A 15,402-nucleotide genomic window follows, 5' to 3' on the forward strand; every position below is an offset into this window, starting at 1 on the left:
TCGACACGAACCGAGCAGGGAAGGAGGGGCGTCGGGGATGAGCACCAAGGACTTCATCGAGAAGGACTACTACAAGGTCCTCGGCGTCCCCAAGGACGCCACCGAGGCCGAGATCAAGAAGGCGTACCGGAAGCTCGCCCGCGAGTTCCACCCGGACGCCAACAAGGGCAACGCCAAGGCCGAGGACCGCTTCAAGGAGATCTCCGAGGCGAACGACATCCTCGGTGACCCGAAGAAGCGCAAGGAGTACGACGAGGCACGCGCCCTGTTCGGCAACGGGGGCTTCCGCCCGGGGCCGGGCGCGGGCGGCGGATCGTTCAACTTCGACCTGGGCGACCTCTTCGGAGGCGGCGCGGGCGGCGCGGGCGGCGCCGGCGGCCCCCAGGGCGGGGGCGGCGGCTTCGGCGGCGGAATCGGTGACGTCTTCGGGGGCCTGTTCAACCGGGGCGGCGGCGCGGGCACCACGCGCACCCAGCCCCGGCGCGGCCAGGACATCGAGTCCGAGGTCACGCTGAGCTTCACGGAGGCCATCGAGGGGGCCACGGTCCCGCTCAGGATGTCCTCGCAGGCACCGTGCAAGGCCTGTTCGGGCACCGGCGACAAGAACGGCACGCCCCGCGTGTGCCCGACCTGCGTCGGCACCGGCCAGGTGGCCCGGGGCTCCGGGGGAGGGTTCTCCCTCACCGACCCCTGCCCCGACTGCAAGGGACGCGGCCTGATGGCCGAGCACCCCTGCCTGGAGTGCAAGGGCAGCGGCCGGGCCAAGTCCTCCCGCACCATGCAGGTCCGCATCCCGGCCGGCGTCACCGACGGGCAGCGCATCCGGCTGCGCGGCAAGGGCGCGCCCGGCGAGCGGGGCGGACCGGCGGGCGACCTGTACGTGGTCGTGCACGTCGGCGAGCACCCGGTGTTCGGCCGCAGGGGCGACAACCTCACGGTGACCGTCCCGGTGACGTTCGCCGAGGCTGCCCTCGGCGGCGAGGTCCGGGTCCCGACCCTCGGCGGCCCCGCCGTCACGCTGAAGCTGCCGCCGGGCACGCCCAACGGCCGCACCATGCGGGCGCGGGGCAAGGGCGCGGTCCGCAAGGACGGCACCCGCGGCGACCTGTTGGTCACCGTCGAGGTGAGTGTTCCCAGGGACGTGACGGGGAAGGCTCGTGACGCGCTCGAGGCGTATCGCGAGGCGACCGCGGGCGAGGACCCGCGGGCCGAGCTGTTCGAGGCTGCGAAGGGAGCTTGAGTGGGATGGACGGCCGTCGACGCAGTGACAATTTCCGTGGGCCGTATGAACTGACCGAGGAAACCCCGGTCTACGTCATCTCGGTGGCGGCCCAGCTCTCCGGCCTGCACCCCCAGACGCTGCGCCAGTACGACCGCCTGGGGCTGGTCTCGCCCGACCGCACTCCGGGCCGGGGCCGCCGCTACTCGGCCCGCGACATCGAACTGCTGCGCACCGTCCAGCAGTTGTCGCAGGACGAGGGCATCAACCTGGCCGGCATCAAGCGCATCATCGAACTGGAGAACCAGGTCGCCGCCCTCCAGTCCCGTGTGGCGGAAATGCAGGCGGCCCTCGACGGGGCCGCGGCCACCATGCGCCAGCGCGAGGCCGCCGTGCACGCCTCCTACCGGCGGGACCTGGTCCCGTACCAGGAGGTCCAGCAGACCAGCGCCCTGGTGGTCTGGCGGCCGAAGCGGCAGCAGCAGAGCGACTGACCCGCCCATGTGCGGCAGAGGGCCCGGAGGCGACTCCGGGCCCTTTTCCGTGCGGCCCGTCAGCGGGTGGCGGTGCGGCTGTCGTTGTGTCTGTCGTTTGTCTGTCGTTTCTCTGTCGTCGTGTCTGTCACTGCGTCTGGCCGGGTTCGTTCGATCCTCTGCTCGGGCTGTACGACGACCCGGCAGGCGTTCGTGTTGCCGACGATCACGGCCCGGGAGGGACGGAGTCGGTTGTACTGCTCTTTGCCTCCACGTGAACTCCCGTTGGGTGGAGGGCCCGTAAAGGGCGTTTGGAGGCGATTCCGCTGAGCCTTCACAGGTGCAGCGGAGCGTGGTGTTGCGCACTCGTTAAGTGATTCCGCTTGACGCCGGTGGGGGCCTCCGCGTTGGCTTTTCAGACATCTGGGTGGCATAGGAGCCGCCACGTCCCGAACGCACCTGAAGTGAGCCCTCGAATGCGTCGTATCGCCCTCTCCGTGGCCGCCACCACGATCTCCCTCTCGCTCGCCGGCTGCGGTGTGCTGAACGCGACGGGGAGCTCGAGCGACGCAAGCCCGACGAAGGGCAACGACATCACCGTGGGCGTGCTGATGCCGGAGAAGACGAACACGCGGTACGCGGAGTTCGACTACCCGATCATCAAGGCCAAGGTCACGGAGCTCACCAAGAAGCAGGGCAAGACCGAGTACCAGAACGCGGGTGCCAACGCGAAGGTGCAGACCGCCCAGATGCAGAAGATGATCGACGACAAGGTCGACGTCATCATCCTCGACGCCGTCGACTCGCACCTCATCGCGCCCACCGTGAAGAAGGCCAAGGACGCGGGCATCCCGGTCATCGCCTACGACCGGCTGTCCGAGGGCCCGATCGACGCGTACGTCTCCTTCGACAACGAGCTCGTCGGCGAGGTGCAGGCCCGCACGCTGCTCGAGGCGCTGGGCTCGCAGGCCGACACCTCCGACAAGGTCGTCATGATCAACGGCTCGCCCACCGACCCGAACGCCAAGCAGTTCAAGCAGGGCGCGCTCTCCGAGCTCAACGGCAAGGTGACCATCGCCGCGAGCTACGACACCGACAAGTGGGACCCGAAGCTCGCCCGGACCGAGATGACCAAGGCGATCAACTCGATCGGCAAGGACAACATCGCCGCCGTCTACTCCGCGAACGACGCCATGGCCGGCGGCATCGTCGAGGCGTTCAAGAACGCGGGCGTCACCACCGTGCCCCCCGTCACCGGTCAGGACGCGGAGCTGACGGCGGTGCAGCGGGTGGTTTCCGGCGAGCAGTACATGAGCGTCTACAAGCCCTACCCGGACGAGGCCGAGGCCGCCGCCGAGATGGCCGTCGCCCGGATCCAGGGCCATGACATCCAGTTCGACGCCCTCACCCGCGACAAGGTCGACAGCCCGACCGACAAGGACATCCCCGCCCAGCTGGTCACGGTGAACGCCCTGACGCGGAAGACCATCAAGAGCACAGTCATCGCGGACGGCATCTACAAGGTGGACGACATCTGCACGGCCAAGTACAAGGCGGCCTGCGCGTCCATCGGTCTGAAGTAGCCCACTCTAAGCAGCCACTTCGAAGCAGCCACTTCGAAGCAGCCACTTCGAAGTATCCCGCTTCCCGGTCAATGTGCCGCGGTACAAGGCGTTCACCCGCGAGGGTGGGCGCCTTGTCGCGTTCCGGCGGACACCATGACGCCCCCTGTGGCGTTCGATTCCGCCCCCCTCAGCTTGTTGCGATGTGATGGGCGGGGGCCGGAGGATAGCGGGTCATTCCGGTGGTTTACGGCGGCCGTGGCCCGGAGAGCCGTGTTGCGGACCCGGTCGGGGCCGCGCATAGTTGCGCTGCGGATGTGGCAGCAAACCAGGGGTGGAATGGGCGATGGCCGGGCACGGGACGGAGGAGCATCCCCACGGTGCCGACCGACTGTGCGAGGCCGGGGACCGCGTGTATTCCCGGGCCGTACGGCGCGGCCGTGTGGCGCGCGCGGACGCCGAGGCGGTGTCCTGCCTGCTGGACCTGGCGCTGCTGCACCCCGACCCCGACGACATGGACTGGCTGGTGCCGACCTCCCCGCAGGAGGTCATGACCCGGCTGCTGCGCGGGGTGTACGACGAGGTCAGGGACAGCCAGCGGCGGGTGGGCTCGGCGGTGGCCGCCTTCGAGCGCTACGCGGGCCTGGGACGGCAGTTGCAGGCCTCCGCGGCGGCCTCGGCGGAGGGCACCGCCATCCGCGTCCTGGACGGGCTGTCACGGATCCAGGCCGCGATGGACGAGGCGACCGAGGCGTGCACCACCGAGGTGCTCACCGTGCAGCCCGGCGGCATCCGGCGGGAGGCGGAGCTCACCGAGGGCCTGCACCGGGCGCTGGAGCTGCGCGGCCGGGGTGTGCGCATGCGCGACCTGTACACGCACGTGGCCCGGCACGGGCAGGGGCTGCTGAACTACCTGGAGCTGATGGGTGACGCGGTCGAGGCCCGCACCCTGGACGAGGTCATCGACCGGCTGATCCTCTTCGACCGCACGGTGGCCTTCATCCCCGCCAACGCCGACCGGACGATGGCGCTGGAGCTGCGCCACCCCGCGCTGGTCGAATACCTGGTGACGGTTTTCGAAAGACTGTGGCGGCTGGCGATACCGCTGACCGCGCCGCTGCCCGACACCGGCATCGAGGGCATCTCCCACCGCGAACAGTCCATCGCGGCTCTGCTCGCGGAGGGCCACCAGGACGCGGTGATCGCCGAGCGGCTCGGTATCAGCGTCCGCACCTGCCGTGCCCACATCGCCCGCCTGTCGGAGACCCTGGGGGCAGCCAGCCGTACCCAACTGGGCGTACGCATAGCCCAGGTGGGCCTGGACGGCCCACCCCGCACGGCGGCGCCGGCCGCGGTCACCCTTCCGGGTCGAGAATCCCCGACCGTGCGATGAGATAGCCGAGCTGGGCACGGCTCTCGCTGCCGAGGAGGGCGGCGAGCTTGGCTATGTGGTCGCGGGCGGTGCGCACGTTCATGCCGAGGCGGTCGGCGATGACGGCGTCGGTGTGGCCCTCGACGAGGAGGGCGGCGATGGCCCGCTGACGGGGCGTGACCCCGTTGTACGACGGTCGGCGCTCGGCCTTGGGGAACATCGGGGTGGCCAGCTGCCAGAGGACCTCGAAGGTCGTGACGAAGTACTTGATCAGCGCCGGATGGCGCACTTCCAGGGCGAGGCCGCCCTCGTCGTCCGCGGGGATGAAGGCGACCGAGCGGTCGATGACGACGAGACGGTCGGTCAGCTCGTCGAGGCTGCGGCCCTCGGTGTCGCCCTTCAGCTGCTCGACATAGGCGCAGACGCTCGGCAGATGGCGCATGCTGTGCTGATACAGGGCGCGGTTGCGGCCGCCGCGGTCGAGGAACGCCTGGTCGCGTTCGTAGGCGAGGGAGTGGGCGATGTCGCCGCGCTCGCCGACGATTCCGGTGTGCGGCTGGATGCACAGGACTTCGTCCTCGGCCTCGGCCATGGCCTCGGTGAGGGCCTGGTTGATCCGCCGGGTGCCGTGCAGGAGCCGCAGGGTCGGGGCGTCCGCCGAGGGGTGCCGGCCGTCGATCCGTATCAGGGTCTCGAACTGTTCGACCAGTCGGTTCTCGCGGCGCCGTTCCTCATCGACACGAGCCCGGGAGCCGCGCAACAGCCGGTTCAGGGCGATGGCGGGGGTGATGGGCTCCAGTCGGCCGAGGTCCTCGACGGTCGGGTGGAGCAGGCCGTGGTCAAGGAGGCAGGGGGTGCCGACGGCCTCCTGGGCGGAGATGTGCCCTTCGCGCAGGGCCTGTTCGTAGAGTTTCACCCCCGCGGGGCACAACTCCTCGACGGAGTGCTCGGTGTGCTCGGTGCCCGGGTTCGTCACCGGGTGACGCCCTCCCCCGGAATCGACTGGTCCAGTATCCCGGACTGGGCGATGCGGTAGCCGAGTTGGGCACGGCTGCCGCTGCCGAGGGCCTGGGCCAGCTTGGCGATGTGGGCGCGGCAGGTTCGTACGTTCATGCCCAGGCGGCGTGCGATGGCCTCGTCGACATGGCCTTCCACCAGGAGCTTGGCGATGGAGTGCTGGATCTCGGTGATGCCCTCGGAGTCGACCTCGTACGGGCCGCCGGCGCTCATCGGGACGGCCCGGTCCCACAGATACTCGAAGACCTTCATGAGGTAGCGGACCAGGCCGGGGTGGCGCAGCTCCAGCGCGATTTTGTGGTCGTCGCGGACCGGGATGAAGGCGACGGTGCCGTCGGAGATGATCAGGCGCTCGACCAGTTCGTCGATCGTGCGGTACTCGATCTTGCCGTCCGACAGATGGGCGGCGTAGGCCAGTTTCTCCGGGTTGTAGCGGGCCGTGTGCTGATACAGGCTCCGAATCTTCACACCACGTTCGATCAGGGGCCGGTCCCGCTCCAGGCCCTGGAGCAGACTGGTCTCCGAGATGCGGTCGGACGGCTGCACCGTGACGAGTTCGGTCTGGCACTGGGAGGTGGCGAGGTTGAGGGCCGCGTTGATCCGGTCGCTGCCTTCCAGCACCGTGATGGAGTCGCTGGTCGTCGTCACCACCGTGCTGAGGGCCATGAAGGGCTCGAACACGTCGGCGAGTTGGACGGACAGGCGCCTGTGCTCGGCTATCTCCCGCTCGATGGGGTTGAGTCGTTGGGCGAGGGCGACCGCCGGGGGCACCGGGCGCAACCAGGCCGGGTCGTCGGGATCGGGGTGGAGCAGGGCGAATTCGATCAGGCAGGGGGCGGCGTCCGTGTCCGAGCGGGCGATGCGTCCCGTACTGAGAGCGGTGGCGTAGAGGCGGCTGCCTTCTTCACACAGGTGGGTCATCGCATGGGGATGTGCCGCTTCTGACCGATTCGTCACCAAATCTCCACCCCCCAATATCCTGAACATGCAGGAACATGATGCACTGATTCTGTGGCCACCACGTGCCCGAATGAGCCATCGTCGTACCTGACGGGGGAAAAGGGGACCTTCAAGTGAGGATGAAGCCGACTATGCGTAACAGACTGTTTCGCTCGGTGCTCGTCGCCGGCTTTTCCGCCGCCGCGGCCCTGGGGGTGTTGAGCGGCGTCTCCGGCGCGAAGGGCGGCGCTCAGGCGGTAACTGAGTGGCCGTCGGTCGGGAAGACTCAGCTCCAGGCGGTAACCGAGTGGCCCTCGGCTGGAAAGGGCCAGGTCCTGGCGGTCACCGAGTGGCCCTCGGTGGCTGTGAACCCCGGAGCGGCGGCAGGCGGAGCCGGGAGCTGACGTGACGACTCCGCCCGACGACCGTTCCTTCCGCCGCGAGATGGCCACCGCCTATCGCTCCGGCTGGCACTTCATCGACCTGGTCACCGCCATCCCCCACAGCGGCGACTCGCTGATGGTGACCGTCTTCGGAGAGCCGGTCGTCGTCACGCGGGACGAGGACGAGGACGTGCGGGCGTACCGGTGCCTGCGGAAGCCCCGAGGGGCGCCACAGCCCGTGCGATGTGCCATCCGATACGGAATGATCTTTGTGAACCTGGACCGACGCGACCACCGGCTGGCAGAGCCGGAGATCTCGGACGTGAGGACCATCTCGGCCACCCCCCGCAGTGCCTGACGCGATTCCCCCGTCGTAAAAGATCGCTCAGGTGCTTCCCCCCGCAGCGGCGTCACCGTGACCTGAACACGGTGACGCCGCTGGCGTTTGTGGGGACATTTCCCCGTATCGGCATATTCGGCCAGGCCGCCATGGTGGCCGAAACGCGCTCAACCTCGCCCGAGGGCCCGCTCCACCCGGATCTCGATCACTACGCGTGACGGGTTCGGGGAGGGGGTCCGCTCATAGCGCTCGGCGTAGCGCCGCTCCGCCTCCGCGACCCGCTCCGGTTCGCGGCGGACGTACGCGCGCCCCTCCAGCGTCGCCCACCGCCGCCCGTCCACCTGGCACACGGCGACCCGGGCGCCCTCCGGCCCGGCGGCCAGCACATGGGCCGCCTTCGCGCTCGCCTTGTTCGTGATCACCCGAGCCAGCCGAGCCCCGGGCTCGTATGTCACACCGACGGGCACGACGTGCGGGCTGCCGTCCGGGCGCAGGGTGGTCAGCGTGCACAGATGCCGCTCACGCCAGAAGCGGAGATACGGCTCGTCCGGGGCACCCGGATCCACGGAGTACGTACTCATGGAACCGGAAGCTAGCCCGGAACGGCTCCCGGCTCCACTCTGAGCGAAACCACGGGGAACCTTGAGTGGAATAGACTCAACTTTGTGTACGTTGGTTAAGTCAGCAGTGGGAGACGCAGTAGTGGGAGACCCGGCCGACGGGCCGGCGCCGAGGAGGAGAACGGACACGTGGACGCCGAGCTGACCAACAGGAGCCGGGAAGCGATCAACGCGGCCGGCAACCGAGCCGTGACCGAGGGGCACCCGGACCTCACGCCCGCCCATCTGCTGCTGGCGCTGCTCCAGGGGCAGGAGAACGAGAACATCACCGACCTGCTCGCCGCCGTCGACGCCGACCAGGCGGCCGTGCGTTCCGGCGCCGAGCGGGTCCTCGCCGGGCTGCCCAGCGTGACCGGGTCCACCGTCGCGCCTCCGCAGCCGAACCGTGAGCTGCTCGCCGTCATCGCGGACGCGACCGAGCGCGCCAAGGACCTCGGCGACGAGTACCTTTCCACCGAGCACCTGCTCATCGGCATCGCCGCGAAGGGCGGCGCGGCGGGCGAGGTGCTCGAACGGCAGGGCGCGACCGCGAAGAAGCTTCAGGAGGCCTTCCAGAAGGCGAGGGGAGGGCGCCGCGTGACCACCGCGGACCCCGAGGGCCAGTACAAGGCCCTGGAGAAGTTCGGGACCGACTTCACGGCCGCCGCGCGCGACGGCAAGCTCGACCCGGTCATCGGGCGGGACCAGGAGATCCGCCGGGTCGTGCAGGTGCTGTCCCGCCGCACCAAGAACAACCCCGTGCTGATCGGCGAGCCCGGCGTCGGCAAGACCGCCGTCGTCGAGGGCCTCGCCCAGCGGATCGTCAAGGGCGACGTGCCCGAATCCCTCAAGGACAAGCGGCTGGTCGCGCTCGACCTGGGCGCGATGGTCGCGGGCGCCAAGTACCGCGGCGAGTTCGAGGAGCGCCTGAAGACCGTCCTGGCCGAGATCAAGGACTCCGACGGCCAGATCATCACCTTCATCGACGAGCTGCACACCGTCGTGGGCGCGGGTGCCGGCGGCGACTCCGCGATGGACGCCGGCAACATGCTCAAGCCGATGCTCGCCCGTGGTGAGCTGCGCATGGTCGGCGCGACCACCCTGGACGAGTACCGGGAGCGGATCGAGAAGGACCCGGCGCTGGAGCGGCGCTTCCAGCAGGTGCTGGTCGCCGAGCCGACCGTGGAGGACACCATCGCGATCCTGCGCGGCCTCAAGGGCCGGTACGAGGCCCACCACAAGGTGCAGATCGCGGACAGCGCGCTGGTCGCGGCGGCCACGCTCTCCGACCGCTACATCACCTCCCGCTTCCTGCCCGACAAGGCCATCGACCTGGTCGACGAGGCCGCCTCGCGGCTGCGCATGGAGATCGACTCGTCTCCGGTCGAGATCGACGAACTCCAGCGTGCCGTCGACCGGTTGCGCATGGAGGAGCTGGCCCTCGACAAGGAGACCGACCCGGCCTCCCGTGACCGCCTGGAGAAGCTGCGCCGCGACCTCGCCGACAAGGAGGAGGAGCTGCGGGGCCTCACCGCCCGCTGGGAGAAGGAGAAGCAGTCCCTCAACCGGGTCGGCGAGCTCAAGGAACGCCTCGACGACCTGCGCGGGCAGGCCGAACGCGCCCAGCGCGACGGCGACTTCGACAGCGCCTCCAAGCTGCTGTACGGCGAGATCCCCGGTCTGGAGAAGGAGCTGGAGGCCGCCTCCGAGGCCGAGGAGGAGGCCTCCAGGGACACGATGGTCAAGGACGAGGTCGGCTCCGACGACATCGCCGACGTCGTGGGCTCCTGGACCGGCATCCCGGCCGGGCGGCTGCTGGAGGGCGAGACGCAGAAGCTGCTGCGCATGGAGGACGAGCTCGGCAAGCGGCTCATCGGCCAGACCGAGGCCGTACGGGCCGTGTCCGACGCCGTGCGCCGCAGCCGCGCCGGGATCGCCGACCCCGACCGGCCCACCGGTTCCTTCCTCTTCCTCGGCCCGACCGGCGTCGGCAAGACCGAACTGGCCAAGGCGCTCGCCGAGTTCCTCTTCGACGACGAGCGGGCCATGGTCCGCATCGACATGTCCGAGTACAGCGAGAAGCACAGCGTGGCCCGGCTGGTCGGCGCGCCTCCCGGCTACGTCGGCTACGAGGAGGGCGGCCAGCTGACCGAGGCGGTGCGCCGCCGCCCGTACAGCGTGATCCTGCTCGACGAGGTCGAGAAGGCCCACCCCGAGGTCTTCGACATCCTCCTCCAGGTGCTGGACGACGGGCGCCTGACGGACGGGCAGGGCCGCACGGTCGACTTCCGCAACACCATCCTCGTCCTCACCTCCAACCTGGGCAGCCAGTACCTGGTCGACCCGGTGCTCGGCGAGGCGGAGAAGAAGGAACAGGTGCTGGAGACGGTACGGACCTCTTTCAAGCCGGAATTCCTCAACCGGCTGGACGACCTGGTGGTCTTCTCCGCGCTCAGCAAGGAGGAGCTGGCCCGCATCGCGCGCCTCCAGATCGACCGGCTGGCCAAGCGGCTCGCCGAGCGGCGGCTCACCCTGGAGATCACCGACGAGGCCCTGACCTGGCTCGCAGACGAGGGCAACGACCCGGCGTACGGCGCCCGTCCGCTGCGCCGCCTCGTCCAGACCGCCATCGGCGACCGCCTCGCCAAGGAGATCCTCTCCGGCGAGATCAATGACGGCGACACGGTCCGCGTGGACGCCTTCGGCGACGGGCTGATCGTGGGCCCGGCGACGGGCAAGACGCTCTAGCGGACACGCGCCCGGCCGCCGGGTTCCGGCGGCCGGGTCAGGTGCGGGTGGTGAAGACGACGTACACCATCCAGAAGAACCACAGGGAGAACGCGAGGCACCCCCACCACAGCCCCCACAGCAGCCACCGCACCTCTCTTCGCATGCGCATGACGCCGATCATCGCCCATACGGACGCCCGCCGTTTCCCGTTCCGCGCACGGGTTACTTGGGAACAGGCCGGATCATGTCAGCCGACGGCTGACAGGCCCCGTCGGGGCTTGCCACCCCCCTCCCCGGATGAGGGAGGATGGCGGGATCCGTACGAAGGGAAAATCACGGTGACCATCGACCCGTCCTCGATTCCGAACTTCGGGGGCCAGCCCGAGCCGCAGCCGCAAGGACCGGCGGGCCCCGTCGTCCCGGATCAGGATCTCGTGAAGCAGCTCCTCGACCAGATGGAGCTCAAGTACGTCGTCGACGACGAGGGTGACCTCGCGGCGCCGTGGGAGCAGTTCCGTACGTACTTCATGTTCCGCGGAGAGGCCGAGCAGGCCGTCTTCTCGGTGCGGACCTTCTACGACCGTCCCCACAAGATCGACGAGAAGCTGCAGCTGCTGGAGTCCATCGACGACTGGAACCGGCGGACCCTGTGGCCCAAGGTGTACAGCCACACCCACGACGACGGCACCGTCCGCCTCATCGGCGAGGCGCAGATGCTGATCGGCACCGGCGTCGACCTCAACCACTTCGTCTCCTCCACGGTCAGCTGGGTGCGGGCCGCGATCGAGTTCGACAAGTGGCTGGTCGAGCAGCTCGGCCTCGAGCAGGAGGTCGACGAAGCGGAGGAGTCCGAGGGCGAGGGCGACGACGAGGAGTAGTCCTCTCGTCCCACGCGTGAGAGAGCCCGGCCAGGGCACCGGCCAGCACGGCCGCGTGTCCACGGTCGGGCTCGTGCCATGTCACCGCGTTACCGTCGGCGTTACACAGAAGTTGACGCCTCAAGTTCCACCTCCGCCCACACCGTCTTGCCCAGGGGGCGACGAGACGCCGACCCCCAGCGCACGGCAAGGGCATCCACCAGGAGCAGCCCTCGGCCGGACTCGCCATCGGGCCCCGACAGGGGCGGGGCCGCGGGCAGCCGCTTCTCGGAAGCCGCGTCCGAGACCTCGACACGCACCAGGCCCGCGGGTGCGTCGAGGGCGAGCCGGAGGCCGAAGGTCCGTCCCGGGACTCGGCCATGCCGTACGGCGTTCGCGACGAGTTCGCCGACGACGAGGGCGACCGTGCACGACACGTCGGACGCCGGCGGGTGGCCCCACTCCTCCATACGCCGGACGGCCAGCCGGCGGGCGAGCTGCGCGCCTCGGGGCGAGGAAGCGAACTGTTCGGTGAAGCAGGGGAGTTCGCGTGGCCCGTATCCCGGGGTGGTCGTTTCTGTGGGCACGGCTTGTCCGTCCTTGTCAGTCGAGCCGAGTCATCTCGCAACGTGCGCGAGTCATCACTTTCCGTACTCAAGAGTCGTCTGATCGCCTTACGCTCGGCAGGTGACACAGCCTTACTTTTCATGCCGTAAGGAACGGAAGTGACGCTTTGGCCAACGGAATTGACCCCAGTGCGTCGATGGCGGCCCTCTTCGGCGCACGGGTCCGCAGACTCCGTACGGCGGCCGGCCTGACCCAGGCCGAGCTCGGCGACCGGACCCACGTGGTGAGCACCCGGATCACACAGATCGAGCGCGCGTCCGGCGCGAAGCCGACGCTGGAGCTTGCGCGTGCGCTGGACGCGGCCCTGAGCGCGGACGACCTGCTGGTCGAGTTGTGGCCGTACGTGTACCGGGAGGCGTTTCCGGACTGGTCGCGGAGGTTCATGGAGTACTCGGAGCGGGCGGTGGCCATCCGTGAGTACGCGGCGCATGTGGTGCCTGGCTTGTTGCAGACGGAGGAGTACGCACGGGCGGTGCTGAGTGTCGGTCGAACGCTTGGTAGCAAGGAGCAGTTGGACGAGCGGGTCGCCCTTCGCGTGGGACGTCAGGAGCGGCTCGGCGCGGCCGATCGTCCCGAACTGTGGGCGGTTCTCGACGAGTCGGTGCTCAGGCGTCCGGTCGGTGGCCAGGCTGTGATGTGTGAGCAACTCGTGCGCCTGCTCAGGACCTCGTCCGAACCCCACATCACCGTACAGGTACTGCCGTTCGACCAAGGCGAGCACGATGTCATGGGCGGCTCACTCACGGTGCTCACCATGCCGGACGGCTCGGAGATCGCCTACACCGAAGGCGCGCACTACGGCCAACTCATCGAGGATCCGGACGAGGTCAGGAGCTTCGCGCTGACCTACGATCGGCTGCGGGCGGCAGCTCTGCCCCCGCTCATGTCGCTCGACATGATCCGATCCGTGATGGAGGACAACCACCGTGGAGCGAAGGTCCCGTCCCGATCTGAACGGCGCCGCCTGGCGCAAGAGCAGCTACAGCAATCAGGAGGGCGGCAACTGCGTGGAGGTGGCCGACGGGCTCCGGGCCGTCGTCCCCGTACGTGACGGCAAGGCCCCGCACGGTCCGGCGCTGTGCTTCGAAGCCCGCTCATGGGAAGCCTTCATAGACGAGTTGAAGGCCGGTCGGCACCACCTCTGAACGGAGGGCAACCACCGTGGAGCGAAAGTGGCGCAAGAGCAGCTACAGCAATCAGGCGGGCGGCGACTGCGTGGAGGTGGCCGACGGGCTCCGGGCCGTCGTCCCCGTACGTGACAGCAAGGCCCCGCACGGTCCGGCGCTGTGCTTCGAAGCCGCCTCCTGGGAAGCCTTCATAGGCGAGTTGAAGGCCGGGCGGCACCGGCTCTGAGTCGGCCGGGGGCCGGCCACGGCGCGTCTTCCGGGTCCGCCGGATCCTTGTCCGCGAGGGTCCGGCGGGCCGCTGACCTCCTCAAAGAACCGGGGGAAAGAACTACCCGCCCACCCACCCTCCCCGGCTGGAGGGCTCGCGTCACCCGTCCGAGTGACCGGCTTGCAGGCGCGGGATGCGGACGGTTACGTTCACCGCGACAAGCGCAAACAGATACGGCCCCCGGCCGGGACTGCAATCCCGAACGAGGGCCTCACCGCTCAGGAAGAAGAGCCTTCCCGATGGCTGACTCGCAGTCTAACGCGCCCTCGCGCGCCGACGCCGGAACTCCGACCTCCGGCGTGATCCACGTCCGCACCCGCCTCGCGACCGACTTCACCGTGATCTCCAACGCCCTTGTCCAGCGGCGCGGCAGCGCGGTCACGATCGGCGTCGCGGCGTACATCTCCTCCCTTCCCGACGGCTCCTCCGTGACCATCGCCGCCCTGTGCGACCACTTCGACGAGGGCGAGATCCTCATCTCGCGGGCGCTCAAGGAACTCGAAGACGCCGGATACCTGGAGCGTCGCCGCGAGCGAACGCCCACCGGGCAGATCCGCACCCGGACGTACTTCTACGACGTCCCCGGCGGCGCCCCGCATCCGGACGGCCCTCCCGAGCCGCCCAAGCCGCGCCGGCCCCGGAAACAGCCCGCCGCCGCGGCCGTGCGCGAAACGGCGCAGGCCCCCGTACAGACGGAGACGCAGGCGGAGGCGGAGGTGGAGACACCCGTCACGCTCGCCGACGCCGACCCCCGAGCCGTCGCCGTACTCGCCGGCCTGCGTCGGGTCGACCCCCGCCTCGTCCTGACGACACAGGAAGCCGCCCGCCTCACCCCGGCCGTCACTCGATGGCTCGCCACAGGCCTGCTTCCCACACAGGTCACCGACCACCTCACCGCCGGACTCCCGGACCACCTCCTGACCCGCCCGGCCGGCATCCTCGCCTACCGGCTCAAGGAAACCCCCCTGCCCGCACCGGCCGGACGCACCGATCCCCCAGCACGCCCAGCAGTCCTGCCCATGCGGAACTGCGACGGCTGCGACCGGGGTTTCCGCACGGCAGAACCCGGGCTCTGCCGGGACTGCCGACGGTCTGAGGAGTGCGTTCCCATCGCTGCCTGACGCGGCGCCTCAGGACGCTTGACCAGAAGGGACACGAGAATGACACTGGGTGTACGACAATTGTCATACAGCCGGAGAGGGGAGGCAGGAGTGACCCCGAAGGCGGCCCGGACCTCACCCACCCGCCAGAAGCAGGGCGGCGGCGGTGCGACAAGCGTGGCCCAGGTGCGGCTGCGCCCGGACGAGCTGGCGGATCTGCAACAGGTGATGCAGACCCTCAAGTTGCACTCGCTCTCCGATGCCTTGCGCGAGGGGCTTCGGTTGCTCTCTCGCGAGGCTGCCGAGGTCGCCGCCTCCCAGGAGATCCGCGACTTCTATCAGGGCGCCCAGGCGCCGACTCCCGAAGGCGTTCTGCCCGCGGCCGCCGATGAGCTGGCGGCAGCGGACGAGACCGAATGGTGAACGTCGGCTCCGCCCTGCGGGGCGAGGTCTGGGGCTGTGCCCTGCCCAACCCCCTCGGCCCGGATCCGGTGGTAGTTCTCACGGTGAACCGCGTTGCCGAGCCGCTGTCGGCGGTGACCGTTGCCGTGATCACCGGGACGTCCGGGCCCGCCTCCACTCATGTCCCGCTCGGCCCCGACTGCGGGGTGACCAAGTACGCCGAGTCATACGTGAACTGCACCGACCTGCACACCGTGGACAAACCAAGGCTCCGGCGGCGTCTCGGCCTGCTGGACCCGAGCGAGATGCGGAGTGTGGAAGAGCGCGTCCGAGTGATCCTCGGGCTGGCGTAGGAAGGAGCCGTCCATGAGCGTCGACGCTGCCGGT

Annotated in this window: 17 protein-coding genes; 13 read left to right on the forward strand and 4 right to left on the reverse strand. The window is 69.4% G+C overall.

Annotation, left to right across the window (positions count from 1 at the left end; translation table 11 throughout):
* Positions 1-37 precede the first annotated feature (37 nt).
* From dnaJ to ACH45E_RS10195, 4 genes are all read left to right on the forward strand, one after another.
* Complete coding sequence (dnaJ, locus tag ACH45E_RS10180; RefSeq protein ID WP_361446352.1) at positions 38-1,240, forward strand: molecular chaperone DnaJ; 1,203 nt, start codon at positions 38-40, stop codon at positions 1,238-1,240.
* Positions 1,241-1,245: 5 nt separating this feature from the next.
* Positions 1,246-1,713, forward strand: coding sequence for a heat shock protein transcriptional repressor HspR (locus ACH45E_RS10185; protein WP_361446350.1), 468 nt, complete (start codon positions 1,246-1,248; stop codon positions 1,711-1,713).
* 455 nt (positions 1,714-2,168) lie between these two features.
* Positions 2,169-3,275, forward strand: coding sequence for a substrate-binding domain-containing protein (locus ACH45E_RS10190; RefSeq protein WP_361446348.1), 1,107 nt, complete (start codon positions 2,169-2,171; stop codon positions 3,273-3,275).
* Positions 3,276-3,600: 325 nt separating this feature from the next.
* Positions 3,601-4,647 (forward strand): LuxR C-terminal-related transcriptional regulator, encoded by a 1,047-nt coding sequence (locus tag ACH45E_RS10195; RefSeq protein WP_361446346.1) that lies wholly within the window; start codon positions 3,601-3,603, stop codon positions 4,645-4,647.
* Here the strand turns inward: ACH45E_RS10195 and ACH45E_RS10200 are convergent.
* Complete coding sequence (locus ACH45E_RS10200; protein WP_361446344.1) at positions 4,610-5,602, reverse strand: helix-turn-helix transcriptional regulator; 993 nt, start codon at positions 5,600-5,602, stop codon at positions 4,610-4,612. The two genes, ACH45E_RS10195 and ACH45E_RS10200, sit on opposite strands and share 38 nt — an antisense overlap.
* On the reverse strand, positions 5,599-6,564 hold the full coding sequence (locus ACH45E_RS10205; RefSeq protein ID WP_361446342.1) for a helix-turn-helix transcriptional regulator: 966 nt from the start codon (positions 6,562-6,564) through the stop codon (positions 5,599-5,601). Before ACH45E_RS10205 ends, ACH45E_RS10200 begins: the two co-directional genes overlap by 4 nt.
* A 462-nt stretch (positions 6,565-7,026) precedes the next feature.
* Between ACH45E_RS10205 and ACH45E_RS10210 the strand changes: the two genes are divergently transcribed.
* Positions 7,027-7,323, forward strand: coding sequence for a (2Fe-2S)-binding protein (locus ACH45E_RS10210; protein ID WP_399040477.1), 297 nt, complete (start codon positions 7,027-7,029; stop codon positions 7,321-7,323).
* Between the two features lie 149 nt (positions 7,324-7,472).
* On the opposite strand, the gene ACH45E_RS10215 is transcribed toward ACH45E_RS10210, so the two are convergent.
* A complete protein-coding gene (locus ACH45E_RS10215; protein WP_361446338.1) occupies positions 7,473-7,886 on the reverse strand; it encodes a TIGR03618 family F420-dependent PPOX class oxidoreductase in 414 nt (137 codons plus the stop codon).
* 168 nt (positions 7,887-8,054) lie between these two features.
* Here ACH45E_RS10215 and clpB point away from each other — a divergent pair, with 168 nt between their 5' ends.
* On the forward strand, positions 8,055-10,652 hold the full coding sequence (clpB, locus tag ACH45E_RS10220; RefSeq protein ID WP_361446336.1) for an ATP-dependent chaperone ClpB: 2,598 nt from the start codon (positions 8,055-8,057) through the stop codon (positions 10,650-10,652).
* 320 nt (positions 10,653-10,972) lie between these two features.
* Entirely contained in the window at positions 10,973-11,512 is a 540-nt protein-coding gene (locus ACH45E_RS10225; RefSeq protein ID WP_361446334.1) for a YbjN domain-containing protein, read from the forward strand.
* Between the two features lie 101 nt (positions 11,513-11,613).
* Here ACH45E_RS10225 and ACH45E_RS10230 read toward each other — a convergent pair whose 3' ends face one another.
* On the reverse strand, positions 11,614-12,078 hold the full coding sequence (locus tag ACH45E_RS10230; protein WP_361446332.1) for an ATP-binding protein: 465 nt from the start codon (positions 12,076-12,078) through the stop codon (positions 11,614-11,616).
* Positions 12,079-12,254: 176 nt separating this feature from the next.
* Here ACH45E_RS10230 and ACH45E_RS10235 point away from each other — a divergent pair, with 176 nt between their 5' ends.
* The 6 genes from ACH45E_RS10235 (at position 12,255) to ACH45E_RS10260 (ending at position 15,368) form a co-directional block, all read left to right on the forward strand.
* The gene (locus ACH45E_RS10235) at positions 12,255-13,169 is read left to right on the forward strand and encodes a helix-turn-helix transcriptional regulator (RefSeq protein WP_361446438.1); all 915 of its coding nucleotides are present in this window, start codon (positions 12,255-12,257) and stop codon (positions 13,167-13,169) included.
* The gene (locus ACH45E_RS10240) at positions 13,132-13,263 is read left to right on the forward strand and encodes a DUF397 domain-containing protein (RefSeq protein ID WP_399040479.1); all 132 of its coding nucleotides are present in this window, start codon (positions 13,132-13,134) and stop codon (positions 13,261-13,263) included. Before ACH45E_RS10235 ends, ACH45E_RS10240 begins: the two co-directional genes overlap by 38 nt.
* A 16-nt stretch (positions 13,264-13,279) precedes the next feature.
* Entirely contained in the window at positions 13,280-13,471 is a 192-nt protein-coding gene (locus tag ACH45E_RS10245) for a DUF397 domain-containing protein (protein WP_361446330.1), read from the forward strand.
* Between the two features lie 281 nt (positions 13,472-13,752).
* Positions 13,753-14,634, forward strand: a complete 882-nt coding sequence (locus ACH45E_RS10250; RefSeq protein ID WP_361446328.1) for a hypothetical protein — start codon at positions 13,753-13,755, stop codon at positions 14,632-14,634.
* Between the two features lie 90 nt (positions 14,635-14,724).
* Positions 14,725-15,036 carry a hypothetical protein gene (locus tag ACH45E_RS10255; RefSeq protein ID WP_361446326.1) on the forward strand — a complete coding sequence of 104 codons (312 nt, stop codon included), beginning with the start codon at positions 14,725-14,727 and terminating at the stop codon, positions 15,034-15,036.
* A complete protein-coding gene (locus ACH45E_RS10260; protein WP_361446324.1) occupies positions 15,030-15,368 on the forward strand; it encodes a type II toxin-antitoxin system PemK/MazF family toxin in 339 nt (112 codons plus the stop codon). Before ACH45E_RS10255 ends, ACH45E_RS10260 begins: the two co-directional genes overlap by 7 nt.
* Positions 15,369-15,402: the final 34 nt, after the last annotated feature.

Source organism: Streptomyces sp. NPDC020299 (assembly GCF_044387825.1).
Taxonomy (GTDB): Bacteria; Actinomycetota; Actinomycetes; order Streptomycetales; family Streptomycetaceae; genus Streptomyces.

Bases quoted from the DNA above. Each gene is read 5' to 3' on its own strand.
- ACH45E_RS10195 (WP_361446346.1), top strand. From the start codon at position 3,601: ATGGCCGGGCACGGGACGGAGGAGCATCCCCACGGTGCCGACCGACTG.
- dnaJ (WP_361446352.1), top strand. From the start codon at position 38: ATGAGCACCAAGGACTTCATCGAGAAGGACTACTACAAGGTCCTCGGC.
- ACH45E_RS10260 (WP_361446324.1), top strand. From the start codon at position 15,030: ATGGTGAACGTCGGCTCCGCCCTGCGGGGCGAGGTCTGGGGCTGTGCC.
- ACH45E_RS10185 (WP_361446350.1), top strand. From the start codon at position 1,246: ATGGACGGCCGTCGACGCAGTGACAATTTCCGTGGGCCGTATGAACTG.
- ACH45E_RS10215 (WP_361446338.1), bottom strand. From the start codon at position 7,886: ATGAGTACGTACTCCGTGGATCCGGGTGCCCCGGACGAGCCGTATCTC.
- ACH45E_RS10210 (WP_399040477.1), top strand. From the start codon at position 7,027: ATGGCCACCGCCTATCGCTCCGGCTGGCACTTCATCGACCTGGTCACC.
- ACH45E_RS10190 (WP_361446348.1), top strand. From the start codon at position 2,169: ATGCGTCGTATCGCCCTCTCCGTGGCCGCCACCACGATCTCCCTCTCG.
- ACH45E_RS10250 (WP_361446328.1), top strand. From the start codon at position 13,753: ATGGCTGACTCGCAGTCTAACGCGCCCTCGCGCGCCGACGCCGGAACT.
- ACH45E_RS10235 (WP_361446438.1), top strand. From the start codon at position 12,255: ATGGCGGCCCTCTTCGGCGCACGGGTCCGCAGACTCCGTACGGCGGCC.
- ACH45E_RS10205 (WP_361446342.1), bottom strand. From the start codon at position 6,564: ATGACCCACCTGTGTGAAGAAGGCAGCCGCCTCTACGCCACCGCTCTC.